Genomic DNA, 24,691 nt, shown 5'->3' with positions numbered 1-24,691 from the left:
GCCGGGTGCGTCTACGGTGCAGCGGTCGGCAGGGAGAGCGCGAGCCGGTTGGCCGCGAGAAACTCCGCCACGTCGGTGAACGCATTGAAGAAGAGCGGTGTGCCGGCGAACGAGAGCGGTGAGACTGGCCCGACCGTCATGAAGGAATAGACGCGGCTGGTGGGATCGAAACTCGAGTGGGGGTCGCGGAAGAGCCGGTAGAGCGCGAGCGCGTGCTCGTCGCCGCCCGCGAAGCTCTCGAGCGCGCGGTATTCCTGCCCGAGGCCGAGGCCATAGCCGAAAAAGGCGATGCGGAGTTGCGAGATGATCTCGGGGTGCAGGCTGGCCAGGGTCTGGCTGATGACCAACCAGCCGACTCCGTATTTCCGCGTCGTGCGCACGGCGTCCTTGAGGAGGTCGCGTATCTGGGCACGGACCGAGTTCGGTTCGAGGTAGCCGGCGGGTGCGAGGCGGTGTGCCTCGTCGATGAGGATCAGCGTATTGAGATTCTCCGACTGCTGGTAGGCGTGCTCGGCTGCTGCCCGGATGCCTTCGAGCAGCCGGCGGATGACGATCTCCTGGATGGTCTCGTTCCACAGCACTGGCGTTTGGCTGGGCGAGCCGGCCTCGCTGCCGGAAAGGTTCAAGGCGATGATCAGCCGATCCTGTGGCCGGAAGAGCCCGCGCAGCGTCCGCTCGATCGTGCGGGCTCGTGGATTGTTGCGCTCGCTGAACAAGAGGCCGAGCGGTCGCCAGTGCTCGCTATAGAGCGCAGCAGGGTCGGCACGCTGGATCATCCATTGCAGGCGGGCTCGTGCTGGCTCCGAGCGGTAGAAGATGCGCTGGACGTTCGGATCGCACAACGTCTCCCAGGCGCGGTCGAATGCGTGGCGGTCATGCATGCTCTCGAGCGTCAGGCCGTGCTTGCGCAACCGCTGCACGATCTCGCGAGCCGCCAGCTGCCGATTCTCCGCAGCACCGAACGAGAGCTTGTCGAAGAGTTGCGACGTGGTCAGGAGTTCCTCGAAGAGTTCCCACGTGTCGAGGACGAGGTCCCGGACCGACAGGACGACGACGATTCGGCCGAGAGCCTCCTCGAGCACCGCGCGGAGCGGCAACGCGAAACCGCCCGGCGCAGGTTGGCCGCGCAGATCCTTGCTGAACTCGCCCTGTGGATCGATGACCAGTATGGCCATCGGGCGATGCCGTGCGTAGGCGACCAGCAGCATCTTGGCGAGAACCGACTTTCCCGAGCCGGTCTTGCCGAAGATACCGATGTGATAAGCCTCGCCAGCGCCACCTGGACCGATGCCGAAATGCTTGAACCAGAGCGGAAGCTTCGGCCCTGAACCGTAGACGCGGCCGAGATAGAACAAGTCCGCCTGCGCGTGACGTAAGAGCCGATCCAGCACCTCGTCGCTGACCGCGTAGATCGGTGTACCCGTCGGTGGCACGGTACCCAGGACACCGGGTCGGATGTGGTCCCGCTCTACCGCGAACACCGCGCTGATCTCGAGCATCCCCTGGTGGGTATCTTGTCGCTCGCTCACCGCGTCGATGCGACCGCGCTGCCGGACGAGACTCCGGATCGTCGGATCTTCGTGCCAGACGTTGCGGAGCACGACTTCGGTAATCTGCCCGAGAGCATAGTGTCTGATGCCGTCCTGGGTGAACGGCAGCAAGACGAGCTCGCCGACCAGCTTGCGGCGTGTCGCGGAGCCGAGTAACTCGAGCGTGATGTGTCCCGTCGACGAGGGAGAACCGACGACGCCGATCGGTTCGAGGCTATCGTCGAGAAGGAGCGAGTCGTCGTTCATGGTGTGCGATACCCTTCGCTCCGATAGCTCTCGAGCATGACGAAGACATCCTCGAGGAGCGGGTACTCGCGGGCCGCTGCTTCGCGGATCGCATGCCGCAGCGTCCGCGTCGCGCGTCGCAGGTGCCGTACCATCCGATCGGCCAGGAACAGCGGGAAGGGCTCGACGAGTGCTCCCCGCGCGCACTGAAAACGGACCACCTCGAGGACGCGAGCGAGCCGCTGCGGATCGCTGGCGATCGTCTGGTGGAGTTCCAGCCGGAGCGCCGGGAGCCAGCGGTGCGGGCGCACGTAGATGACCCGCAACTCGGTGACGACCGCGAGCAGGCGTGCCACGAGTGTGCTCACCGTCGCCCGTTGCTCCGGCGGGAAGAGCGCGATCCCGAACCCATGCGGTCGACGTGCGTGCAGCGGAACGGGGCGCGTGAACTCCCCTTCGTCGAGGAGAGCTGTGAGGAGCGCGCGATCGTCGATCGGGTCGTCGACACCGAGCATGCTGGCGATCTCGCGGCGCGACGTGTATTTCGGTATGCCGATCCAGCATTGCTGAGGGGACTGGGCTTCGAGGATGCGGAGCAGGGCTGCGAGCCACTCTGGCAAGCGCGTCAGGAAGAACCGGCTGCTCGGGGTCGGTTCGGAAAACTCGGCGATCGCGCGTAACGCCTGATCGAACGCGATGAGCGGTGTTGCGAGCGAACCGTCCAGGAAGACTACATCGTGCGGCGCGCGGGTCGCGAGTTCGACCTCGAGCGCTGCCATGACACCCCGCGCCACGACATCGTTGGCATCGGCGTGTGGTTCGAGCTCGACCCAGAGTTCATGGCGCGGCTCGGGCCAGTGTCGCTCGTTCGAGGGTGGTGTCAGCCCCTCGACAGCGAGCGCACCAGCGACGAGCAAGTCGTGCGCCAGCAGCCGCTCGACAGCGACCGACCCATCGATACCGCAACTCGTCCCCGTGGGAACGCTCGGGAGCTCGCTGATGGCGCCGAGCAGGCCGCGAGCAGACAAGCACTCCCGCAAGCGCTCGCGCTGCGCTCGACGAGCGGCGAGCTGGGCGACGACGGTGCGGCTGAGTACCGGCGTCTTCCCGAGGAGCTCCTCGACCAGTGCTGCTGGAAGGTCGACGAAGGTGTCCACCATCGCCCGGCCTCGTGGCAGGTCAGTCGGTTCGGAACACTGGCTGCTCGGTGCGAGCGAGTTCGGCGATCAACCTGGCCGCCCGGCGACGGCCATCGGCTGCCTGAATGCGTGCGCTCGCTGCGGCCAACCGTCCTTTGCGCTCTTCGTCGGTGAGCAGGTCGCGCAGGGCGCGGAAGAAGTCGCCGTCGGAGAACCGGTACGGGTGGAAGCGGTAGCCGAAGCCGCATTCCTGGACGCGCTGGGCGTTGTCGTGCTGGTCCCAAAAGAGCGGGAGGACGAGCATCGGCTTGCCGAAGTGCATGCATTCCGTCGTCGTGTTGTTGCCACCGTGGGTGATGACGGCGTCGACCAGTGGCAGGAGAGACGGTTGCGGGAGGTACTCGTCACCCCACACGTTCTCGGGCAGCGTGAGCCTCCCTTTCTGGGGGCCGAGGCTGACGATCGCCCGGTAGTCGGTACGGCCGAGCAGATCGACCAACCGGCCCATGAGTTCCGGCTCGGCCGAACCGAGACTGCCCAAACTCACGTAGAGCAGTGGTCTCGGATCACGGAGGTGCTCGAGCAGTTCGAAGGGCGGTTCGGTATCGCGCACCGAGGAATCGATCCGGTGCCACGTGGGTGCGAGCGGGCGAGACCGCTGGTAGTCGAGTTCAGCGGGGTAGAGGTAGAGGTTCAACCACGGACTCTCCCAGATGAACTCGCGTGGAGGGAGCGGCGGTGCGCCCTGCTCGCGACAGAACGCATCGAGTTTCGCGTGGAGCGGACCGACCGTTGCCCAGTACTCGGTGCGCCATGCCTCCCACTGCGAGCGATCACCGGTCGGTAGCCCGCTCAGCGCCGGCGGGAGGTCCGGATCGGGTAGTTCGAGCGGGTTGCAGGAGACGATGCGGACCCAGGGGACGCCGGCGGTCACGACTGCCGGAAACGCGACGACGTTGTCCACGACGATGACGTCAGGCTGGAGTTCAGCGAAGATCTCGCGAAGGCGTGGCTCGACGTAGAGTGCGCCGTCGATCAACGATTCCCAGATCGGGGCGATCAGCGTCCGGATCTGTTCGAACGTACTCTCCCGAAAGTGCGGGGCGGTGTTCGCGATGAAATCTTTCCAGAACTGCCCTGGCTCCTCTGGTTGCTCCGGCGGTGGCGTGAGCCGCATGAGGCGTTCCTCGAACCCCTTGGCTTCGAGTGTCCCAGCGAACGACTCTTCGACAACGAAAACGACGCGGATGCCCAGTTCCTGGAGCGCTCGCCCGATCCCGATGCAGTTGTTCGTCGGCCCATAGGCGCCTTCGGGAAAGAAGACAACTGTCGGCTGACTCATCGTCCTCCTCCATCGCTTGCTCGACTTCGAGAGTTACCGTCATCTTAGCAGGATCGTGCCGTCCATGTCTCGTCGCACCGGCAGAGGCACGCGACGCGAGCCGGCTGGTGTATCCGCACGGGTGTGGGTGACCAGAGGCCTCCACCGGTCGCGGGCGCGCACGACCCGGTGGGCGATGCGCGTGTCGCCGGGGCGAGTACGGTGCTGTACCCGGGCAGGAGGCCGACAACGGGCAGCGCTGCTCCTCGCGAGCGGGAACGGCGCGATCACCGTGTGCAACGAGGCCGTATCCGCCCGCGTGATCCGGCACCAGAGACGTGCAGCATCCAGCTCGCAACCCGCCGGTTCGCAGAGCGGAATGCCCGACCGCGGCGGCTGTGCCTCCCTGGAACATCTTGTCAGCCAGCCTGTTCGTCCGTACACTCTCGGTGAGACCACGAGATCTAGTAGTGCCGATATGAGGGCACAACAAGATCTCGTGGTTATCGGGACGGGTGCCGGGAAGTCCGGTGCGAATCCGGCGCTGCCCCGCAGCGGTGAGCGGGGACGAACGCTGCACCTGGTCGCAAGGATCAGGAAAGCCACTGGCGGCACACCTGCTGGGAAGGCGCAGCGAGTAGGACGATCCGCGAGCCCGAAGACCGACCCGTCCCAGGAGAGTGGTTCCGCGCCTCGCGGGTGGGTGCGGGCCGGAGCGACGTGTGGAGCCGCTCGGCCAGCGGTTCCTGGCTAGGTGCTCGGACCCGGGGGAGCACCGTGTCCGTCGCGTTCCGCCCTCGCACCCGGACGCGAGCGATGTGGATGCGGAGGGTGGTACGCGATGGTAACAGCTCTTTCCAGCACGCTCGACCTGCGACACCGTGGTGATCGACGCGCCGCTCTGGAAGCGCGGATCCTGGCAGCGCTCCAGCAGCTTCCCGAACGCCCGGAGGCGGAGCGCGAAGCGGCTGCATTGCTGCTCACGCTGGTCACGGACGAGGCCGATGACGGCCAGGTCTTGCCCTATCCGGAGCACTTCCGTCGTTTCCTCGAGGGCGGCATCGCCTGCGGTGCACTCGATCCCCGGTTGCGCGAGTTCGATCTGGCGCAGCTGGCGAGGGCGCTCGACCCGGCACGTGACCGGCTGCTCGGGTACAGCGCGTTGGTGACGCTAGCTGACCGGTACCTCGTCCGAGACCCTGAAACCCGGCAGATCCTGGAACGTCCCCAGGCACTCTTCATGCGCGTCGCGATGGGACTGGCGCTCGCCGAGCCGCCGGAGACGCGGACGGCCTGGGCGCTCCGCTGGTACGACCTCCTGAGCAGCCTGCGCTACTTGCCGAGTACACCGACGCTCTTCAACGCCGGAACGCCGCATCACCAGCTGGCCTCGTGCTACCTGGCCGACGTCGAGGACAGTCTGGAGAGCATCCTGGGCTCGGCGTCTGAATTCGGGATGCTGGCCAAATACGCGGGCGGGATCGGCGCAGCGGTCAGTCGCATCCGCGCGGTCGGTGCGCCGGTGCGCGGCATCAACGGGACGAGCGGCGGTCTCATCCCGTTCCTGCACCTCTACGATGCGCTGATCGCGTCGATCAGCCAGGGCGGACGGCGGCGCGGGACGATGTGCGTCTACCTGGAGCCGTGGCACCTCGAGGTCGAAGCGTTCCTCGATCTGCGCCGTAACGCCGGCGATCCGTATCGGCGGACGCACCAGCTGAATACCGCGCTCTGGATCCCCGACGAGTTCCTCCGGCGTGTGGAAACCGACGAGTATTGGTACCTCTTCGACCCAGTGATCGCCCCGGAGCTGCCTGACCTGTACGGACAGGAGTTCACGCGGCGCTATCGCGACCTCTGCGCCCAGGCCGAGGCTGGTCTCCTGCCCCGGCGGGCCTGGCGTCGTCTGCCAGCTCGTGAACTGTGGCTGGCCATCCTGGCGAGCCTCATGGAGACGGGCCACCCGTGGATCACCTTCAAGGACGCCGGGAATCTCCGCTCGCAGCTCCGTGGTGTGGGCACCATTCATTCGAGCAACCTCTGCACCGAGATTTTTCTCCCCACCAACCGTGAGGAAGTCGCCGTCTGCAACCTCGGGAGTGTCAATCTGGCGCGGCACTGCACGCCGGACGGCCAGTTGGACTGGGACAAGCTCGCCGAGACAGTACGGCTGGCCGTGCGGGCACTCGACAACGTCATCGACCTGAACCTCTATCCGTCCGAGCGGGCAGCGCGAGCCAACCAGCGGAACCGCCCGGTGGGGCTGGGGCTCATGGGATTCGCCGAGTTGCTGGCCCGCCGCGGTCTCTCCTACGCCGATCCGCGAGCAGCGGAACTGGCCGATCGGATCGCCGAGTTCCTGAGCTATCACGCGATCCTGACCAGCACCCAGCTCGCTGAGGAGCGCGGTGCGTTCCCGAACTTCGCCCGTTCCCGCTGGGCGGACGGTGTCCTGCCGATCGATACGCTCGAGGAGTTGGCACGGGAGCGCGGTTTCCCGGTAGACGTCGATCGTTCGTCGACACTCGACTGGGAAAGTCTGCGGGAACGGGTGCGACAGGGGATGCGGAACGGGGCCGTCATGGCGATCGCACCGACGGCGACGATCGCCCTGATCGCAGGCACGACGCCGAGCCTGGATCCGTACTATGCGAACGTCTTCAGCCGCCAGACGCTGTCCGGCAAGTTCCTCGAAGTCAATCCGGTGCTCGTCGAGGAGTTGCAGCGTCGGGAACTGTGGGAGCGGCTCCTCCCGGATCTGATCGCCGCACGCGGTGATCTCCGCGCCGTTCCGGATTGCCCGCCGGATCTCGTCGAACGCTTCCCGACCGCGTACCAGATCCCGCCGGAGGCCTCCATCGAGGTGGCTGCCCGGGTGCAGAAGTGGGTCGACATGGGGGTGAGCCGCAACCTCTACCACGCAGCCGATCGACCCGGCCAACTGAGCGCTGTCTATCTCACTGCCTGGTGGAAGGGCCTCAAGAGTACCTACTACTGCTTCGTCCGGCCACGGATGGAGGTGGAGCAGTCGACGGTTGCGGTGAACAAGGCGCGCCGTCGGCCACAGTGGGTACAGCTGGCTGAGCAGGAGGTTCTGGCCCAGGCGGGTGCAGCTTGTGGCCTCGACAGCAGTTGCGAGAGTTGCCAATAGCCTCGGGACGGAGGAAGGTGATGGGACGGAAACTCCTCGGCGGTGACCCGCTGGCAGCAGTCGAGCTATTCCCGCTCAGTCACCCCTGGGCGTATGCGCACGTGCAGCAGGCCAAGCACAACACCTGGTTCCCGGAGGAAGTACCGCTCCACGACGACGTGCGTGACTGGCACGAGCGGTTGACAGACGAGGAAAAGCGCGCGGTCGAAATGTTCCTCGGCTTTTTCAATCCGATGGAGTCATTGGTGACGACCAACCTGCTCCTCAGTCTGTACCGGGTCGTCACCGCGCCGGAAGCCCGTCTCTATCTCGCTCGGCAGGCATGGGAGGAAGCGAACCATGTCATGGCGTTCGAATACGTCATCAAGACCTTGCCGGTCGACCGGCAGCGCGTGTTCGGATTGCACCTCGACCATCCTGCGGTGGCAGCGAAGGAGGCGTTCCAGCGGCGCCTGACCGAGGCCTGGCTCGTAGCGCCGGAGGTCGAGACGGTCGACGGGTTGCAGCGACTGGTGCGCAATCTCGTCGGGTACTTCGTCGTCCTGGAAGGGATCTTCTTCTATTCGGGGTTCGCTCTGGCCTTGGCCTTCCGCCAGCGCAATCTCTTGCGCGGGTTGTGCAGCATCGTCGATTGGGTACTCAAGGACGAGTCGTTGCACCTCTCGTTCGGTATCCACCTCATCACGACGATCCTCGAGGAACATCCCGAGCTGATGACACCGGAGTTCGGTCACGAGGTGCGCGAGCTGATTCTCGAGGCGGTGCGTCTCGAGGAAGCGTATAACAGGGCTGTCCTGCCGCGACCGCTGATCGGCCTGGATGCCGAATCGCTCAACGGGTATGTCCGGTACATCGCTGACCGGCGCCTGGAAGAGCTGGGGTTGCCGGTCGCGTTCGGCGATCCCAATCCGCTGCGTTGGATGGTGACACAGATCGACGTACCGGAGATCGTCAACTTCTTCGAGGCGCGGAACGTGCACTACGAGGTCGGCCGCGAGCGGGCGTGAAGCGCCGGAACAGGCGAGAGGGGACCGGGGGACGGTACCCGCCCCCCGGTTCCCCGTACCTGCACCGATCAGCTCTTCCAGTTGGGCTTGGGGACCATCGGCTCGGCTCCAGCCCGGTCACGTGGCATGACCGCCACGTACTCGAGCTTGCCGTCCGGCTGACGTTGCCACTGGCCGATCAGCCAGTGCCCGAGGAAGACGTTGTTGGTGAGCTTGACCGGCCCCATGACTGTGTCGAAGGTGCCGTTCTTGATCTCCTCGCCGATCGCCTTGCGATCCACCTTCCCGACGCGCTCGAACGCTTGCTGGATCACCTGGCCGACCATATAGTAGACATGTCCGCCCCAGCGGTCGGCCTCCTTGCCGTTGAACTCAGCGAAGCGCTTGTAGAGATCGACGATCTGCTTGTTCCGAACGTCGATACCGCCGAGGCCCATGACTCCCTCGGCATCGTCGCCGTAGGTTCCGTAGAAGAAGTAGTAGTTCGGGCCGTTGGCGAGGAACAGCATCGGCGGGTTGAAGCCGAGCACCTTCATCGGTGGGACGTAGAGCATCGTGTCGTTCGGATAGGTGATCCCGACGACTGCATCCGGCTCGAGGCGCATGATTTCGGTGACGACCGACTGGAGGTCGCTGACGTCCTGTGGATAACCCTGGTCGTAGACGATTTCGAAGCCGGCGTCCTTGAGCGCCGGGCGCAGCGGCTTGACGAAGTCGAGCGCGAACTCGGCGTCAACGTACGGCATGGCAACGCGCTTACCGATCTTGCCCTGTCCGTTCAGGTACTTGAGCAGGCCGACGATGCCGTCGACCGCATAGACATCGGGATTACCGAGGAAACTGAAGAAATAGGGGAACCGCTTTGCGTCTTCGGCTGTCACCCAGGTCGCCACTGCGGCCTGCGGATACCCGTTCTGGTGGTAGATCGGTGCCACAGCGTGATTGATACCGGTGGAATAGGGAGGAATCAGGAAATCGACCTTCTCCTGCGTGATCAGGCGCTGGGTCTGGCGGATGCACTCTTCCGGATTGCTCTGGTCGTCGGCCCAGATAATGTCGATCATGTAGCGGCCATCACTGAGTTGGATGCCACCCGCGTCGTTGACGTCCTTCTGCCAGAGCTTGTAACTGGCGACGATCGTGACGTCGGCACCAGCCGCCAACGGCCCGCTGAGCGAAACCGCACATCCAAAGCGGAGCGTCTTGGTCGGCTGGGTCGAGACGACGGTGGGGGATGCCGCGGGTGCGGTGCCCGGCGTCAGGCTGGCTGCGGGTTGCTGACCACTGGGAGCAGTCGTGGGAGTCGGTTGCGGCGCTGGTGTCGGAGTCGCACCACCGCCACCGCAGGCAGCGAGCAGCGCAGACACTCCGAACGCTGCAGCTGTCACGAGAAAGTGCCGTCGCGAAACACGCATGATCTTCTCCTCCCCATTCGAGTCGCATCACACCCCAGAGCTACCACGCGGAGTTCGCTGAGCAGGTTTCGAATGTGCCTTTCGACACCCCCTCTCGGAACATAGGCTGCACGGGTGCCTATACCACTCATTCGGCAGAGTGGTGAGTTCAGGAGATACACTGTGCTACTTGCAGTACAGTTTAAAGGAAAACCGTCGTGGCTGCAACCAGGCGTTCCGATATGCTGAACGCAATGCGATCCGCTGTGGAACGGGCTCACTCGCTCCCGAGATAGGCAGCGCGGACTGCGGGATCGTCGCGCAGTTCGGCCGCGCTCGCCGCATGGACGAGGTGGCCATTGCTCAATACCGCGCCGCGCTGGGCGACCGAAAGACTCAGCTGGGCGTTCTGCTCGACGAGCAGAATGCCGATTCCCTCGGCGGCGATCTGCGGGAGCACCCGAAGAAGTTGCTTGGCGAGCACCGGGGCGAGGCCGAGCGTCGGCTCGTCCAGAAGGAGGAACCGGGGTGCCGAAAGCAACGCGCGCGCCACTGCGACCATCCGCTGCTCGCCGCCGCTCATCGTCCCCACCCGCTGGTGGAGGCGCTCCTTGAGGCGCGGGAACAGTTCAAGTGCGAACTCCCGCAATTCGCCCTCGCGCGCTCGCGCGCGCCGTGGGAAGGCACCGAGTGTCAGGTTCTCCTGGACGGTGAGGTCGGTGAATGTCCCACCGCGTTCCGGGACAAGCACCAGTCCCTGCTCGACGATCTGGTGCGTCAGGCGGCGCCGGATCAGGCTGGTGAGATCGAGTCCGTCAAGGGTGGCATGGCCGTGCGTCGGTCGCAGCATACCCATCATCGCCTTGAGGAGCGTCGACTTCCCGGCGCCGTTCGCCCCCAGCACGACGACGATTTCCCCCGGTGCGACGGCGAGCGAGACCTCGTGTAGCGCTTCGTGCAACCCGTAGTGGACAGTGAGTTCGCGGATCTCAAGCATCATCAGCCTCTCCGAGGTAGACGCGAACGACTTCCGGATCCCGCAACACGTCGTCGGGGACACCTTCGGCGATCTTCTGGCCGAAGCTCATGACGATGCAGCGGTCACAGAGCCGGCGCACCGCTTGCATCAAATGCTCGATCAGGACGATGGTCATGCCACGGCCGCGCAGCGACTCGATGAGTTCCATGCCGATGGCCATTTCCGAGGGATTGAGGCCGGCGAGCCACTCGTCGAGCAGCAGCAGCTTGGGACGGAGGGCGAGCGCGCGGGCCAGTTCGAGTCGCTTCTGATCGATGAAATTGAGCTGACCGGCCGGGACATGCAGGAATTCGCCCATGCCCAGCTCCTCGAGGATGTGCACAGCATGATCCCGCGCTTCCGTGAGTGTCCGGGCATGGCCACCGAAGAGGGCTGCGGGAATCACGTGATCCAGACACGTGAGCGCCGGATAGACGCGGACGAGCTGGAACGTCCGCGCGATGCCGAGGCGAGCGATGTCCTCCGGTGGTTTCCCGGTGATCGGCCGGCTGAGAAAGACGATGTCGCCGCGATCCGGCTCATAGACACCCGAGATCAGGTTCAGGACGGTCGTTTTGCCCGAGCCGTTGGGGCCGATGATGCCGAACACTTCCCCTTCGCGGATGTCGAACGAGAGACCGTCGACGGCGATGATCCCGCCGAATGTCTTGCGGAGGTCACGCACCTCGAGCACCGTGGTGCCGGTGGTGGGATGCGTCGTCACGACACCACTGGTGCCGTCGACACTGGGACTCACCTGGCGGGCTGACGCAGCTGGCGTGACCGGTTCGCTGAGCCTACCGGTGGCTGGTGACGGTGCCACTGAGGTGGCGGCCGGAGCGCGCAGCCGCTGCAACTTGGGGAGCAAGCCGAGAATACCGTCCGGGAGGACGAAGACGATGACCATGAAGAGAAGGCCGAGAATCAACGTGTAACTGGTCGGGTAGCGGGCATTGAGCTGGTCGAACAGGATGACGAGCGGAATGGCGCCGGCCAGTGGTCCCCAGAACCGCTGCATGCCACCGAGGAGGGCGATGACGGCAGGCATGAAAGAGAGCGTCGGATTGAAAGCGATACCTGGGTCGAGGTAGGTCCAGCGTGGCGCGACGATGGCACCTACCACAGCCATCACTGCCGAGGTGGCCGCGAGGGTGATCACTTTGACGGCAGTGGTGCGCACACCGCTATGGCGAGCAGCCAGCTCGTCTTCACCGATCATCAGGAGGGCGAGTCCCCAGCGGGACCGACTCAAGAGCCAGCTCCCGAACAGCGTGAGGGCCAGGAGTGCGGTCAGGCTCCAGTAAATCTGCCGAGCTGAGATATCCGTCAAGATGTACACACCGACCGAACCGCTCACGTTCCGCTGGTACCAGGTCATAAACTGGCGGATCAGCTCGGCCAGGCCGAAGGTGAAGATCGTGAAGTACATCCCTTGGATACGGAGTGTCGTGAGGCCGACGAAGGTCGCGAGCGCCGCGCCGATGAGAGCGGCCAGCGGATACAGGAGAAGTATCGGCACCTTCTCGTAGAGAAGGCCGACGGTATACGCACCGACACCGAAGAACGCAGCGGTTGCCAGGCTGATGTACTTGGTGGGACCTGCGAAAATGCCCCACGTCGTCGCGAGCGTGGCGTACATCAGGATGGAGATGCCGAGCGCCACATAGAAGTCGTTGTTCGTGAACGGCACGAGTGCAGCCAGGATCAAGAGTAGTGGCAGAGCCGCCGTGCGCGCGAACGATGCCATCACCGGAGTGCCCTCCCGAGAATCCCTGTGCGCATCGTGAGAACAGCGAGGACGAAGAGCCCGTAAACGGCAGCGAGGGTCAAACCGGGACTCACATAGCGGGCGACGAACGATTCTGTCACGCCGAGTATGAGTCCTGCCACCAAAGCCCCGACAGCGTTGCCGACACCACCCATGATGACGACGACGAGCGCTTTCAGGGTAAACGACACACCCATCGGCACATTGAAAGTCTGGAACATACTGATGAGGACACCGCCGGCTGCACAGATGATGCCGCCGAACGCGAACGTGATGCCGGCCCAGCGCCGCACGTCGATGCCGGCGAGCGGGGCGCCGTCCGGATCGACCGCGATGGCGCGGATCGCTGTCCCGATCCGCGTGCGGACCAGCAGGAGATAGGCGAGTCCACCGAACACCAGCGCGAGGACGAAGGCGAGCAGCCGGTTCGCTGGTACCACGCTCCCGAGGATGTGCACCGGCACGAGGAGATACGAATAGGAGAACAGCTGACCACCGAACACCGCGAGCATCGCCCCGGAGACGACGAACGAGAGGCCGAAGGCGAGCAGGATGCTCGAGGCTTCCATCGCGCGCCAGGAACCGCTCCGGCGCTCGAGTTGCACGAACACGAGGTGGTAGACCAGGAGATGCACGAAGAAACTGATCGGCACGACCAGAACCAGCGCGATGAGAGGACTGAGCTGGTAGCGCTGGTAGAGGAGCGTCGCGAAGACGGCAGCGGCGATGAGGAAGTCGCCGTAGGCCAGGTTGAGAATCCGCGCGACGCCGTACTGGAGCGTCAAACCCAGGGCCAGCAGCGCATACACGCCACCGTAGACGAGCCCGGTGACGAGAGCGTCGAGTAACGAGGTCATTCTCCCTCCCTTGCCATCGGCCGCGGTCTCTGGCCAGTTTGTCCGGTTCGGCAAAATGGTGGAAGTTTAGCTGTCAAGCCGATTGTAATCGGATCGGCACGGGTGCGCAAGAGACGAATCGCGAAATCGGTTATCAGTTTCGGTTATCGCGGCCATCGAGAATGGGAACAGCACGCCGTTCCTGACAGGATCGGCCGCCTGCGAGCGGAATGCCAGCAAAAACGGTCGATCGCCAGCCTGTCGTCGTATCGTCGCGTAGCAGCGGACGAGGGAAGGAGGAAGCGACATCCCGCCCGCTCCGGATGCGAGCGGGATGCCCCAGGGAAGCAGTGCCCTTCTTCCTCCTCTCTCGCTCCACGTCGCTCGCGCTACTTCTTCCAGGACGGCTTCGGTACGACCGGACTCGCCGCTGCCTTCTCTTTCGGCCACAGGGCGAGGAACTCGCCGTTCCGCCACTGCCCGAGCAACCAGTTGCCGTAGTAGATGTTGCCCTCGAGCTTGATGGTGCCGATGATCGTCTCGAACGAACCGGTAGCGATCTCTTTCGTAATCGCTTGACGGTCGACCTTGCCGACACGCTGGAGCGCCTGTTGGAGAACCTGGAGCGAGGCGTAACAGATCGGACTCGCCCAGCGATCTGGGTCCTGACCTGTCACTTGCTTGTGGCGCTTGTAGTAATCCATGAGTCCCGGCTGTTTCGGGTTGATCCCACCGAGTCCCATGACGCCTTCAGCGTTGTCTCCGAACTGACCCAGGTAAATCGGAAATGCCGTGCCGACCGCAGTCAGGAAGACCGGCGGGTTGAAGTCGAGGACCATCGCTGCCTGCGGCAGGGCGAGCGTATCGGCCGGATAACTGCACGCAACGAAGGCGTCTGGTTGCCGCTGCTTGATGTCGGTGAGAATCGGCTGGAAATCGGCCGTACCGAGCGGATAGCCCTGGTCGTACACGAGTTCGAAGCCTGTCTTCTGGAACTTCTCCCGGGCCGCTGCCGAGAGTTCCAGCCCGAACTCGTCGTCGACATGGATCAGCGCGACCTTCTTGCCGATCTTGCCCTGTGCAGCGAGATCGTTCAGGAGGTCAGCGATCGCCTCCGAGTATTGGCTCGATGTGCCGAGGAAGGTGAAGTATCCCGGCCACTGCTTGACGAGTTCCGGTGTCTTGTCGCTCAGGTTCGCGACACCGAGCTGCGGATAGCCGAGCTGGTGGAAGACCGGAGCGACAGCCAGGTTCATCGCCGTGCCCCAGGGCGGCAACAGAAGGTCGACTTTGTCCTGCTGGACGAGTCGCTGGATCGCCTTGATCGCCTCTTCCGGGCTGCTCTGGTCGTCGTACTCGATCAGTTCGATCGTGTAGATGCCGTCGTCCAGTTCGATGCCACCTGCATCGTTGACGTCCTTCGCCCACAGCACGTAATTGGGATAGATCGTGATGCCAGCGCCAGCTGCATACGGACCACTCTTGGAGATCGCGAAACCGACGCGAAGCGTCTTCTGCGGCTTGGTCGCGGCCACAGTCGGCGAGGTGCTGGGTGCCGGAGACGTGGCCGCTGCTGGAGTGGGTGACGGTTGCTGGGACGCTGCTGGAGTCGGCGACGGTTGCGGGGCCGGTGTGGGTGTCGGTTCGCTCCCGCCACAGGCAGCGAGGAGCGCAGACAAACCGGCTGCTCCAGCGATCGACAGAACCTGGCGACGCGTGAACCGGTACATCATTCGTCTCTCCCTCACATCCGTCAACAACCGTTTCCAGCGTTTCCGATCGCACCGTCTTCTCGAACACCCACAGCCTGCCCGCATCGGGCTTGTAGCCTGTATACGAGCTACGAGCGAGGGGCGGAGAGGAAGACGCTGAGCTCAGCGTCTTCCTCTCACTGATCTGCTCAGTCAGCTGGCGCCTGAGCGGCCGGCTGGGCTGTCCGAGCCGCCTGCTCGACCGTCGGTGTTCCGTAGACCCAGTACTCGAGCGGGAAGCTGCCGCCGAGCCAGGGGAGCCCACCTTCCTGGGCGGCACGCTCGATATGGTCTTCGGTCCAGCGGATCGGTTTCCAGTCGGGCTCGAAGATTAGGTATCCGACATCGCCGAACAGTTCGACACGGTTCCCGCCTGGTTCGTAGACGTAGAGCGGCATCGCCTGCGTGATACCGTGCTTGGCCGGACCGAGCTCGATATGGATGTGGTGCTCGCGGAACAGGTCGCCGACCTCCCACAGTTGGTGCGGGTACCCGTACCAGTAACAGATGTGATGGAGTCGCCCACCCGGACCGGCTTCGTCGTACATGAAGGCGGTCTCGTGCACCAGCGGACTGACCGAGAGCCAGACGCCCTTGTACCCGCCAGCGCGCGCCTCGATGTACTCGCGGAGCTGGAAGCCGAGGGCCTCCATCATGAAGTCCCCGCAGCGCTTGACGTCCTTCGCGAACAGGTTGATGTGATCGAGCCGGCGTACGGGTACGCCGCGGTTCGGCCGCTTTTGTGGCCGATTGGGCAAGCGGCTCTGGAGATCACCGGGTGCCTGGTACCACTCGACCTCCCAGAAGATCTCCATCTGATGCCCTTCAGGAGTGGTGAAGCGGTACGCCGGACCATGGCCGACATCGCCGTCGATCCAGCCTTGCCCGAGGCCGGTCGCCTCGATCGCCTTGACGCGCCGCTCGAGGGCCTGCGGTGAGCGTGCCCGCCAGGCTGCGTGGCCCAGTCCCGGTGTCTCTGACGGCGTCAACTTGAGCGAGGTGAGGTAGCGCTCGTCGTAGGCCCGGAGGTAGACCGAGCCGTCTTTCCGGGCGACTTCCTCCATACCGATCAGGTCGCGGAAGAACCAGAGCGACCGCTCGAGGTCGGTCGTCAGGAGCTCGACGTGCGCGAGCTGTGCGACGTCGAAGATATAGCCGTAGTCCGCTGCAGCAGTCACGGGTTCACCTCCCCTCCGTCGATACCGCTGGCTTCCTCATGCCTCCGTCGCCTGCCGGAGCACTCGCTGGAGCACCCAACTGACGTCCTCGTTGTCGAGAAGATCCGGTGCTGTCCAGCCGTCCAGGTCGTACTCGGCCATGCACTGCTCGGCGAACTCGCGGAGCTGCTCCGCCAGACCAGTCGCCTCGGCGATCAGGAACGTCTGCAGCCGGGTGTCCTCGTGACTCCCGGCGTAGTTCCGCTCGTACAGCTCATGGCGTCCCGCGAACTCCGAGATCGTCGCGTCGTAGAGGAGTTTCATGACCTTGATCCGGTCGTGCGCGTCGTAGCCATTGGAGCCGCGCACGTACTTGTCGAGGTAGGCACGCTCCACCGGATTCTTGAGGTCGAGCGCATGGCTCGGCAGATAGACGAGAGAACTCGCCACATCGTCCAGGATGATCTGCCGGACGCGTGACCAGGCGGTGGGCGCGAGGACACGATAGGCCTGGGCGTATTCGATCTTGGGTGACACGTAGCCGTCACACCAGGGGATCGGGTCACGTGCCATCGCCTCGGTGAGGGCCCAGAAGAGATTCCGCCAGGCGATCACCTCGCCGACGCGTGCCTGCACGCCCCGGAAGTCTTTGGTTCCGGCTGCCTCGACGGCCTTGAGCAGTACTCCCGCGATGGAGTCCAGCTTGACCGCGAAGCGCGTGCAACCGTGGAAAGCGAAGCGTGGAATGAAACCGGAGGCCGGGAAGAAGCCGTCGGCCTTTTCGACGTCCTGGTAGACGAAGATATTTTCCCAGGGGACGAGCACGTCGTCGAAGACCATGATCGCGTCGTTTTCGTCGAGGCGACTCGACAAGGGGTAGTCCCACGGTGAGCCCATGACCGCTGCCGCTGCCTCGTAGCTCGGGCGACTGAACAGTTTCAGCCCGGGAGCATCCATCGGTACACAGAAGACGAGCGCGAAGCGTGGATCCTTGAGGCCGCCGACGGTCGGGGTCGCATAGTGCGCCACGAAGTTGTGGTGCGTGAGCGCTGAGCCGGTCGCGACGACCTTCGCCCCACGCACAACGATCCCCGCATCGGTCTCGCGCACGACATGGACGTACACGTCCGCCACTTCATGTGGGGGGCGGTTCCGGTCGACTGGCGGGTGCACGATGGCATGATTCCAGTAAAGAACACGTTCCTGCCCGAGGCAATACCAGCGGCGCGCATTTTCTTCGTAGGGAGCATAAAAGGCGGTGTTGGCGCCTAAGGTGCCGAGAAAGCTGGCCTTGTAGTCCGGTGTTCGTCCCATCCACCCGTAGGTCATCCGGGCCCACTCGGCGATCGCGTCGCGGGCACGGAGCAGGTCCTCGGGAGTCCTGGGGGCGACGAAGAACGGGTGCGTCCAGCCACCATTACCGGTATCGGTCGGTACCGTCAGAACCTGTCGTCGCTCTGGATCGTGGAGCGCGTCGTACAGCCGCGCGATCATCCGAGCCGCGTTGCGGAAAGCCGGATGCGTCGTCACGTCTTTGACACGCTCACCGTAAACGTAGACTTCGCGCCCGTCGCGGAGGCTCTCGAGATATTCCGCACCGGTGTACGGTCGATCGGCCACGCCGCCTCCTTATCTGTCTGGCACGCTCGCGGTGGAGAGTCAGGCGAAAATCTTCTCGCTCGTACTCTATGTAACACGAAGACCGTATGAGCTGCAATCCATGTGTTCAAAATACTGGAACAAATGTCGAGGATGATGCCTAAAACTTTCTGCTAAATCGAACGACTTATACCGAAAACAGTGTGTGCTCTCCTTCCGGTGCTGCCGCCGGTGGCCAGACGGAAAGGTCGAAGGGAAAGTCCGAGCCGGGGACGATGTGGTCCGGCCCGACGATAGCCCGCAGGTAGGCGAGCGTCTCCTGCCGCCACAGGACGGTGTCGTACCAGAAGCGCCGGAGATATTCGCTCGGTGGCACAGCCAGTTGACGCCGGATGACTTCCCAGACCTCGTAGCCCTTGTCCAGTCTCCCGATCTGGTAGGGGAGGTACCCACCGCCATGCGCGAGCAGGATACGGACCCTGGGATACCGGTCGAGTACACCCGCGAAGATGAGGTCGATCGCGGCGACCGTCGTCTCCCAGGGAACGCCGGCCAGGTTGGGCAGCTGTGGTCGCGCGAGCCGCGGATCGCGACTCAGGAGCGGGTGAAGGAACACGATCGCCTGTCGCTCGTTGGCTGCCTGCCAGAAGGGTTCGAACGCCGGGTCGCTCAAGAGCTTTTCGCCCACGCCCGGTCCGACGATCGCACCGCGCATGCCGCGGTCCATCGCCCAACGGAGCTCTTGTTCCGCTGTCTCCGGCGTCCCGAGCGGGACGGTCGCGAGGAGCTCGATCCGATCAGGATGAGCGTCGCGCCAGGCGAGCAGGGCCTCGTTGTAGGCGCGTGCCGCCTCGCAAGCCAGTGCCGGGTCGGCTTCGTAGAAGAACAGCTGGGGGATGGGCGAGAGGAGCACTCGCTCGACACCGGCCGCGTCGAGGTGATGGAGGAAGAGCTCCCGGTCGTGGAACACGGGCTTGAGTTCGAATGGCCAGCGTCCGCCGACGACGAGGAACGGTGCCTTCGCCGCATCGCGCTGCTCGAAGCGTGCCTGGGCGCGCTCGGCATTGGCGCGCAACCATTCGAGCATGCCTTCGGGAATGGCATGGATGTGACAGTCGATCATGCTGCGTTGCACTCCTTTCGCATCCACAGACATCCACTGACGGTTTGTCATTCTGTGCCGGCCTGGCTCATCCCGTGCGGCTGGTTCGGTATGGCTGAGCGTGCCGCTGGACACGCCGAACGAGCAGTTCCCAGGCAGCGTGCACCTGCGGAGCGCTGTAACAGTGCTGACGCTTCACCAGCGCCTCCTCGTCGCTCGACCAGGTCTGCGGGCCTCCCGCTGCCATCGCCAAGAGCTGCTTCCGGCACCCGTGCTCCAGGAGCAAAGCGCGAAAGACCGCTGTGGGCACATCGGGACCGACCGTGACGATCCCATGATGTACCAGGAAGATGGCTGGCCGATCACCGAGCGCCTCGGCGAGCGCTCGACCGAGTTCCTCGGTCGTGATCAAATCGCCGGTGAGCGTGAAGCGCGGGACATCCGGTGGTACGAAGACGGTTACCTCATGGCTGATCGGCCGGAGCGGTACGCCGCGTGAAGCGAAGGCGAGGGCGTGAACCGGATGCGAGTGGACGACCGCATGGACATCTGGCCGAGCCCGCATGATCTCGGTATGGATCGGGTATTCCGAGTGTCGTTTCCCCGAGCCGGCCAAGACGGTTCCGTCCCAGCCGACCAGGAGCACGTCTTCGGCCGTAACCTCCTCGAACCACAGTCCGCTCGCCTTCATCCACACCCCGCGACCGTCCGGGTCGCGGGCCGAAACGTGGCCCCAGATGTAGTCGTCCTGCCCTTCCAGCGCGAGAATCCGGCAGCCGAGCGCGACGACTTCCCGCAGGTCGCTCATCGATCGCTCCTGAACGCGCGTACCACTACAGCATCACGGAAGACTGGGTGAACCGGAACTGTGCGCGTCCGATCCCGAGTGTCCTCAGGAATCATCGTCGCGAACCCTGCATGGCTCTCCTCCCGTCACGGTTTGCCTGGCCTGGATCGGCGTTCCTGTTCTACCGTAGTGGGTCATGGCGCGCGGAACAAGCAGCCAGTTCGGTATAGCGGAAAACTTGAGACATGAAGCACGACGCCGAACTGGTTGGGGAGCGGAGGAGACGGTACCCCGCGGCTGGCCGGGCGAGAATCTCCGCCGGCTTCAGATGACGAACTCTTCGAGGGTGGAAGGGGCGAAGAGGTCTTCCACCGTGAAACGCTGGCGGATCAACCCCTGTTCGATTGCGTACCGGATGGCTGTCTCCAGCACGTGCCGGTTGGCGTCGACGCCGTACGTCCAGTACTCATCGCCGAGAATGGCGCAGGTTCGCTCCAGTTCCGCCGGAAGCCAGGGCAGCATGGCCGCGAGTGCAGCTGTTTGCCGGAGTTCGGCGAACGCCAATTGTCGTGCCCGCTCGAATGCCTCGTAGAGGTTCCGGGCGACCCAGGGGTAGCGCTCCAGGATGTCGTCGCGAATCACGACGACGTGCATGATGGGAAAGATCCTCGTCCGGCGATAGTAGTCGGCATCGACTTCCCGGTAATTCGGAAAGAGGCGTGCCACAGCTGGGTGCCCGGTCAGGAAGGACGAGGGGGCCCGGGGGGCGATGAGCGCATCGAGTGCACCGTTCACGAGGAGCTCGTTGAGCGTCGTCCCCTCCGGGATGGGATGCAGCCGAATGGTGGAGGGAAGTTCGAGCGGGAGCTTCTCGCGCCGTCCGGCGCGTTCCTCTCCCCCTACATACCACTCGATATCCTCGGGGCGTACCCCGTAGTCGTCGGCCAGAATGCCGCGCACCCACAGCAGTGCCGTGAGCTGGTACTCGGGAATGCCGACGCGGCGACCGATCAGGTCACGTGGTTGGCGGATACCAGTGCGCGTATTCACGTAGATCGCTGAATGACGGAACATGCGCGAAGGGAAGACAGGTATCGCGGTCAAGCGTGGTTCACCCCGGTCGCGGGCGATGAGATAAGAAGAGAGGGAAAACTCCGCGACGTCGTACTCCTGGAACCGTGCCATTCGCCAGAAGGTTTCCTCGACGACCTGCGGCAAGTAGATCAACTCGATGCCGCGTGGCGAGACGCGTCCGTCGACCAACGGCATGATCCGGTCGTAGGGTGCTGCAGCGAAACTGAGCCTCAGGCGCGTCACCGAGTCCCGTCCTTTCGCGGACCTCTGCCGAACACCCTTCGATGGCCGATCGTCTGGCTGCTTTCGAACGCAGCAGGCCAGTACTGGTGCGAGCCACTCGGTCAGACCTCGACGCGCAGGCCGAGGTAGGTTTCCTGCAGGTCGCGGTTGGCGAGAAGTTCCTGCTTCGGCCCGTGCCAAATGACTCGCCCTTCCTCGATAATGTAGGCCACGTCGATCACCGAAAGAGCGAGATCGAGGTTTTGCTCGGCGAGCAGGATGGAGAGTCCAGCCTGCTTGAGCCGCTGCAGGATCTCCCCGACGCGCTGGACCATGACGGGTGCGAGGCCTTCGGAGGGCTCGTCGCAGAGGAGCACGAGCGGCTGAGTCATGAGCGATCGGGCGATCGTCAGCATCTGTTGCTCGCCACCGCTGAGGAGCGTGCCGCGGACCTTGCCGCGCTCTTTCAGGATTGGGAAGAGCTGATAGATCTCATCCAGCGTCCAACGAACGCGCTGATCCGGTCGAGGGGTGCGGGCACCGATCAGGAGATTTTCGGTAACAGTGAGCGAGGGGAAAATCCGGCGGCCTTGCGGGACGAGGGCCACACCTTTGCTCGAGATGACGTACGGGGACAAGCCGATCAACGACTCGCCGCGGAGCGTGATCGCACCGGCGACCCGCGGCAAGAGGCCCATGATCGCACGCATCGTCGTCGTCTTGCCTGCACCGTTGCGGCCGAGGAGCCCGACGACCTGGCCTTCCTGCACCGTGAGAGAGAGGCCGTTCAAGACGAAGCCTTCACCGTAGCCACCATAGACATCACGCAGCTCCAGCATCGCGCCCCCGCATCGCTCCTGCGAGATAGGCAGCTTGCACTTCCTCGTTGGCCTGGATTTCCTCGGGCGTGCCTTCGGCGAGGACGGCACCGTGGTGCAACACCGTGATCCGGTCAGCGAACGAGAAGACGACCCGCATACTGTGCTCGACGAGCACGATAGTCATATCGCGCGGAAGTTGCTTGAGCCGCTCGATGAACGGCGGGATCTCGTCGACAGCGAGGCCAGCGGCCGGCTCGTCGAGCAGCAGCAGCTTGGGACGCAGCGCGAAGCGAGCAGCCAACTCGACGCGCCGCTGGTAGCCGTGCGGGAGATGCTTCACTTCGACGTCGGCAACGTCGAGGAGTCCCCACTCCTCGAGCACCTGCTCGGCTCGCCGCTGGACCTCCCGGTCGCGCTCGACCAGTCCGGCCAATCCCAGAAGGGGATGGCGGCCGCGCAAGAGCGCGAGCAGGACATTTTGGCGGGTCGTGAGTTCCTGGAAGACGGCCGGCTGCTGGTTCGTCTTGAGAAGACCGACATCGACGCGACGATGAGCAGGCAAACGGGTCACGTCGCGACCGAAGACGAGGACACGTCCCCGTGTTGCCGGGAGGAAACCAGCGATCACGTTGAGGAGCGTCGTCTTTCCGGCGCCGTTCGGCCCGATCACGGCCCGCCGCTCGCCGGGTTGGACCGTGAGCGAGATGTCTTCCAGGATGGTGAGCCCACCGATGACCTTGCTGACATGCTCGAGTCGCAGTGCCGGTGTTGTCATCGTCACGACCTCTCGATGACTCGCTCGACAGAGCGTTCTGCCGGAGCCGAGGCTTCCTGAATCGGCGGGACGAGTATCGTTTCGCGACGCAGCCGTGCACGGACGTCGCGGATGCGCTCCGGGAGACGGACGATCCCTTGCGGCAGCAGCAGGACGTTCAGAATGAAGACGATACCGAGGATCATGACCCACCGCTGGGTGAAGGCACTCACCTCGTAGCGCAGGAGCAAGACGAGCAGCGCACCGACCGCCGGTCCCCAGAAGGTACCAGCGCCGCCGAGGATGACCATCACCATCCCTTCGCCGGCGAGGAGCCAGCTGAGCTGTCCGGGTCCGACGAATCCCTTGAAGTAGGCGAACAATCCGCCGGCCAGTGCTCCAAAGCCCCCGGCTAGAGCATAGGCGACGTACTTGATCCGCCAGGTCGGATAGCCGAGCCCCTCGAGATAACGCTCGTTTTCCCGAATCCCGACGAGGGCGAGCCCGAAGGGTGAACGGAGGATCCAGGCGATGGCCGCGATCGCGATGCCCACGATGAGCAGCGTGAGATAGTAGAAGTTGACGGTATCGGACACGCGCCCTGCCAGGAAGGGCAGTTTCGCCATCGGAATACCGGGGAGACCATCGTCGCCGCCTGTGACGTTGCGCCAGAGCCAGACGATACCGAACAGGACCTGGGTCAGCGACAGCGTGAGGATCAGGAAGTATGCGCCGTGCGTTCGGAGGACAAAGGGGCCGGTGATCAGGGCAACGATGATGCCCGCCACCACGGCGATGAACAGTGCCGGAGCGGCTGGAATGCCGTAGTACTTGGCGAGCAAGCCGACCGCATAGCCGCCAGTCCCGAAAAAGGCGGAATGGCCGAGCGAAGGCAGCCCGCCGTAGCCGAGCAGGATATTGAGCGACATCGCGAAGAGCGTGAAGATGATGATTTCCGTCAAGACACTGACTGGGTAGGTTGGCAGGATCGCTGGAGCGAGAACGAGGAAGAGCGCAAGGAGCGCGAAGATCACCGATTTCCAGTGCTTGCCGAACGTGATCGCGTTCATCCACTGCCCCCTGTTACCACGCGACGCGGCCGAGCAGTCCTTGTGGGCGCATGATCAAGACGAAGGCAGCAAGGGCCCACACGGCGAAGAAGGAAGCCTCTGGCCAGAATGTCCGCACCATCGTATCGACGAGCGCGACCACGATACTCGCGATGATCGCACCGGAGACAGAGCCCAATCCGCCGAGCACGACCACGATGAGCGCCATGAGCTGGAGCTGAATGTCGGTCCCAGGAGCGACGCCGGTAACTGGTGTCCCGAGGGCTCCACCGATCCCGCAGAGCAATGCGCCGAGCGCGAAGACGACAGCGAACACACGACGCGCATTGATACCGAGGCATTCCACCATCTCGAGGTCATCGACCCCAGCGCGGACGTAGGCACCCCACTTGGTTCGTTCGAGGAGATACCACACCACGATCGCCATGCTCGCCCCGATGCCGATCAAGGCGACACGGTAAGTCGGAACGATCGACCCGAACAACTCTATCGATCCACGAAAGACTGCGGGCGGACGCAAGCGGAGCGGGTCTCCGCCCCAGACCCAGCGCGTCACGTCCTGGACGATGTAGGCGATACCGAGCGTCAAGGCGACCTGCAGGAGTTCCTGCCGGTGCAGGCGTTGCAGGAAGCCGCGTTCGATCAGAATGCCCAGAACGAGCGCGGCGAGTGCTCCTGCGATCAGCGCGAGGACAAAGCTGTTGGTGCGACGAGCGACTGACCAGGCCACGTACCCGCCGATGAGATAGAGTGACCCAGTCGCCAGGTTCACGAAGCGCATCAGGCCGAACACGACCGAGAGGCCGACCGATACGAGGAAGAGCAAACTGGCATAGGAGAGCCCGATGACCAGGCTAGCAGTAGTGATCGGCACAGACCCGTCCTTTCTCGTCCACGCACCGGCTCGCGCAACTCATCGCCTTCGATAGTCGTTTATGCCATAAC

General features: G+C 64.1%; 19 protein-coding genes, 1 pseudogene and 1 riboswitch. Of the genes and pseudogenes, 2 read left to right on the top strand and 18 right to left on the bottom strand.

Features of this window, described 5'->3' with window-relative positions; genetic code table 11:
• Positions 1 to 11: 11 nt before the first annotated feature.
• From OO015_RS03910 to OO015_RS03900, 3 genes are read right to left on the bottom strand one after another with little or no spacing between them, the layout of a single operon-like run.
• Complete coding sequence (locus OO015_RS03910; RefSeq protein ID WP_265939923.1) at positions 12 to 1,796, bottom strand: ATP-binding protein; 1,785 nt, start codon at positions 1,794 to 1,796, stop codon at positions 12 to 14.
• Positions 1,793 to 2,935 carry a DNA double-strand break repair nuclease NurA gene (locus OO015_RS03905; RefSeq protein WP_265939922.1) on the bottom strand — a complete coding sequence of 381 codons (1,143 nt, stop codon included), beginning with the start codon at positions 2,933 to 2,935 and terminating at the stop codon, positions 1,793 to 1,795. Before OO015_RS03905 ends, OO015_RS03910 begins: the two co-directional genes overlap by 4 nt.
• Before the next feature lie 19 nt (positions 2,936 to 2,954).
• Positions 2,955 to 4,256, bottom strand: coding sequence for a glycosyltransferase (locus tag OO015_RS03900; protein ID WP_265939921.1), 1,302 nt, complete (start codon positions 4,254 to 4,256; stop codon positions 2,955 to 2,957).
• Positions 4,257 to 4,731: 475 nt separating this feature from the next.
• Positions 4,732 to 4,921, top strand: a riboswitch (cobalamin riboswitch).
• A 155-nt stretch (positions 4,922 to 5,076) separates the two neighbouring features.
• Between OO015_RS03900 and OO015_RS03895 the strand changes: the two genes are divergently transcribed.
• Both OO015_RS03895 and OO015_RS03890 read left to right on the top strand, forming a co-directional pair.
• Entirely contained in the window at positions 5,077 to 7,386 is a 2,310-nt protein-coding gene (locus OO015_RS03895) for a ribonucleoside-diphosphate reductase subunit alpha (RefSeq protein ID WP_265939920.1), read from the top strand.
• Between the two features lie 20 nt (positions 7,387 to 7,406).
• Positions 7,407 to 8,393, top strand: a complete 987-nt coding sequence (locus OO015_RS03890; RefSeq protein WP_265939919.1) for a ribonucleotide-diphosphate reductase subunit beta — start codon at positions 7,407 to 7,409, stop codon at positions 8,391 to 8,393.
• A 68-nt stretch (positions 8,394 to 8,461) separates the two neighbouring features.
• On the opposite strand, the gene OO015_RS03885 is transcribed toward OO015_RS03890, so the two are convergent.
• From OO015_RS03885 to OO015_RS03820, 15 genes and pseudogenes are all read right to left on the bottom strand, one after another.
• Positions 8,462 to 9,808, bottom strand: coding sequence for an ABC transporter substrate-binding protein (locus tag OO015_RS03885; protein ID WP_265939918.1), 1,347 nt, complete (start codon positions 9,806 to 9,808; stop codon positions 8,462 to 8,464).
• Between the two features lie 256 nt (positions 9,809 to 10,064).
• A complete protein-coding gene (locus OO015_RS03880; RefSeq protein ID WP_416236587.1) occupies positions 10,065 to 10,784 on the bottom strand; it encodes an ABC transporter ATP-binding protein in 720 nt (239 codons plus the stop codon).
• The gene (locus OO015_RS03875; protein WP_265941014.1) at positions 10,777 to 12,552 is read right to left on the bottom strand and encodes a branched-chain amino acid ABC transporter ATP-binding protein/permease; all 1,776 of its coding nucleotides are present in this window, start codon (positions 12,550 to 12,552) and stop codon (positions 10,777 to 10,779) included. The genes OO015_RS03880 and OO015_RS03875 overlap by 8 nt, the downstream gene beginning before the upstream one ends.
• The gene (locus tag OO015_RS03870) at positions 12,552 to 13,430 is read right to left on the bottom strand and encodes a branched-chain amino acid ABC transporter permease (protein ID WP_265939916.1); all 879 of its coding nucleotides are present in this window, start codon (positions 13,428 to 13,430) and stop codon (positions 12,552 to 12,554) included. The genes OO015_RS03875 and OO015_RS03870 overlap by 1 nt, the downstream gene beginning before the upstream one ends.
• A 368-nt stretch (positions 13,431 to 13,798) precedes the next feature.
• Positions 13,799 to 15,142 carry an ABC transporter substrate-binding protein gene (locus tag OO015_RS03865; RefSeq protein ID WP_265939915.1) on the bottom strand — a complete coding sequence of 448 codons (1,344 nt, stop codon included), beginning with the start codon at positions 15,140 to 15,142 and terminating at the stop codon, positions 13,799 to 13,801.
• A gap of 167 nt (positions 15,143 to 15,309) precedes the next feature.
• Positions 15,310 to 16,338, bottom strand: a complete 1,029-nt coding sequence (locus OO015_RS03860; protein WP_265939914.1) for a catechol 2,3-dioxygenase — start codon at positions 16,336 to 16,338, stop codon at positions 15,310 to 15,312.
• 36 nt (positions 16,339 to 16,374) lie between these two features.
• Positions 16,375 to 17,937 (bottom strand): 4-hydroxyphenylacetate 3-hydroxylase N-terminal domain-containing protein, encoded by a 1,563-nt coding sequence (locus tag OO015_RS03855; protein WP_265939913.1) that lies wholly within the window; start codon positions 17,935 to 17,937, stop codon positions 16,375 to 16,377.
• Between the two features lie 166 nt (positions 17,938 to 18,103).
• Positions 18,104 to 19,039: an amidohydrolase family protein gene (locus OO015_RS03850; protein ID WP_265939912.1), complete on the bottom strand. Its 936-nt coding sequence runs from the start codon at positions 19,037 to 19,039 to the stop codon at positions 18,104 to 18,106.
• A gap of 67 nt (positions 19,040 to 19,106) precedes the next feature.
• Entirely contained in the window at positions 19,107 to 19,826 is a 720-nt protein-coding gene (locus OO015_RS03845) for a class II aldolase/adducin family protein (protein WP_265939911.1), read from the bottom strand.
• A 303-nt stretch (positions 19,827 to 20,129) separates the two neighbouring features.
• Positions 20,130 to 21,122, bottom strand: coding sequence for a PhnD/SsuA/transferrin family substrate-binding protein (locus OO015_RS03840; protein WP_265939910.1), 993 nt, complete (start codon positions 21,120 to 21,122; stop codon positions 20,130 to 20,132).
• A 101-nt stretch (positions 21,123 to 21,223) separates the two neighbouring features.
• A complete protein-coding gene (locus OO015_RS03835; protein ID WP_265939909.1) occupies positions 21,224 to 21,940 on the bottom strand; it encodes an ABC transporter ATP-binding protein in 717 nt (238 codons plus the stop codon).
• Positions 21,924 to 22,079, bottom strand: a complete 156-nt coding sequence (locus tag OO015_RS14155; RefSeq protein ID WP_416236586.1) for a hypothetical protein — start codon at positions 22,077 to 22,079, stop codon at positions 21,924 to 21,926. Before OO015_RS14155 ends, OO015_RS03835 begins: the two co-directional genes overlap by 17 nt.
• Positions 22,080 to 22,181: 102 nt before the next feature.
• A pseudogene (locus tag OO015_RS14150) lies at positions 22,182 to 22,625 on the bottom strand (ATP-binding cassette domain-containing protein); the annotation flags it as partial.
• A 74-nt stretch (positions 22,626 to 22,699) separates the two neighbouring features.
• Positions 22,700 to 23,746 carry a branched-chain amino acid ABC transporter permease gene (locus OO015_RS03825; protein WP_265939907.1) on the bottom strand — a complete coding sequence of 349 codons (1,047 nt, stop codon included), beginning with the start codon at positions 23,744 to 23,746 and terminating at the stop codon, positions 22,700 to 22,702.
• A 13-nt stretch (positions 23,747 to 23,759) separates the two neighbouring features.
• Positions 23,760 to 24,620: a branched-chain amino acid ABC transporter permease gene (locus tag OO015_RS03820; protein ID WP_265939906.1), complete on the bottom strand. Its 861-nt coding sequence runs from the start codon at positions 24,618 to 24,620 to the stop codon at positions 23,760 to 23,762.
• Positions 24,621 to 24,691: the final 71 nt, after the last annotated feature.

It is taken from the genome of Thermomicrobium sp. 4228-Ro, assembly GCF_026241205.1.
Taxonomy (GTDB): Bacteria; Chloroflexota; Chloroflexia; order Thermomicrobiales; family Thermomicrobiaceae; genus Thermomicrobium.
The sequence above is the reverse complement of the archived record's forward strand: the minus strand, read 5'-3'. Positions and strand labels throughout refer to the sequence as shown.

What these genes read in the sequence shown, in the direction of transcription:
- OO015_RS03900 (WP_265939921.1), bottom strand. Translation starts at nt 4,256, where the DNA reads ATGAGTCAGCCGACAGTTGTCTTCTTTCCCGAAGGCGCCTATGGGCCG.
- OO015_RS03870 (WP_265939916.1), bottom strand. Translation starts at nt 13,430, where the DNA reads ATGACCTCGTTACTCGACGCTCTCGTCACCGGGCTCGTCTACGGTGGC.
- OO015_RS03885 (WP_265939918.1), bottom strand. Translation starts at nt 9,808, where the DNA reads ATGCGTGTTTCGCGACGGCACTTTCTCGTGACAGCTGCAGCGTTCGGA.
- OO015_RS03845 (WP_265939911.1), bottom strand. Translation starts at nt 19,826, where the DNA reads ATGAGCGACCTGCGGGAAGTCGTCGCGCTCGGCTGCCGGATTCTCGCG.
- OO015_RS03905 (WP_265939922.1), bottom strand. Translation starts at nt 2,935, where the DNA reads ATGGTGGACACCTTCGTCGACCTTCCAGCAGCACTGGTCGAGGAGCTC.
- OO015_RS03875 (WP_265941014.1), bottom strand. Translation starts at nt 12,552, where the DNA reads ATGGCATCGTTCGCGCGCACGGCGGCTCTGCCACTACTCTTGATCCTG.
- OO015_RS03825 (WP_265939907.1), bottom strand. Translation starts at nt 23,746, where the DNA reads ATGAACGCGATCACGTTCGGCAAGCACTGGAAATCGGTGATCTTCGCG.
- OO015_RS03910 (WP_265939923.1), bottom strand. Translation starts at nt 1,796, where the DNA reads ATGAACGACGACTCGCTCCTTCTCGACGATAGCCTCGAACCGATCGGC.
- OO015_RS03880 (WP_416236587.1), bottom strand. Translation starts at nt 10,784, where the DNA reads ATGCTTGAGATCCGCGAACTCACTGTCCACTACGGGTTGCACGAAGCG.
- OO015_RS03890 (WP_265939919.1), top strand. Translation starts at nt 7,407, where the DNA reads ATGGGACGGAAACTCCTCGGCGGTGACCCGCTGGCAGCAGTCGAGCTA.
- OO015_RS03865 (WP_265939915.1), bottom strand. Translation starts at nt 15,142, where the DNA reads ATGATGTACCGGTTCACGCGTCGCCAGGTTCTGTCGATCGCTGGAGCA.
- OO015_RS03895 (WP_265939920.1), top strand. Translation starts at nt 5,077, where the DNA reads ATGGTAACAGCTCTTTCCAGCACGCTCGACCTGCGACACCGTGGTGAT.
- OO015_RS14155 (WP_416236586.1), bottom strand. Translation starts at nt 22,079, where the DNA reads ATGCGGGTCGTCTTCTCGTTCGCTGACCGGATCACGGTGTTGCACCAC.
- OO015_RS03835 (WP_265939909.1), bottom strand. Translation starts at nt 21,940, where the DNA reads ATGCTGGAGCTGCGTGATGTCTATGGTGGCTACGGTGAAGGCTTCGTC.
- OO015_RS03850 (WP_265939912.1), bottom strand. Translation starts at nt 19,039, where the DNA reads ATGATCGACTGTCACATCCATGCCATTCCCGAAGGCATGCTCGAATGG.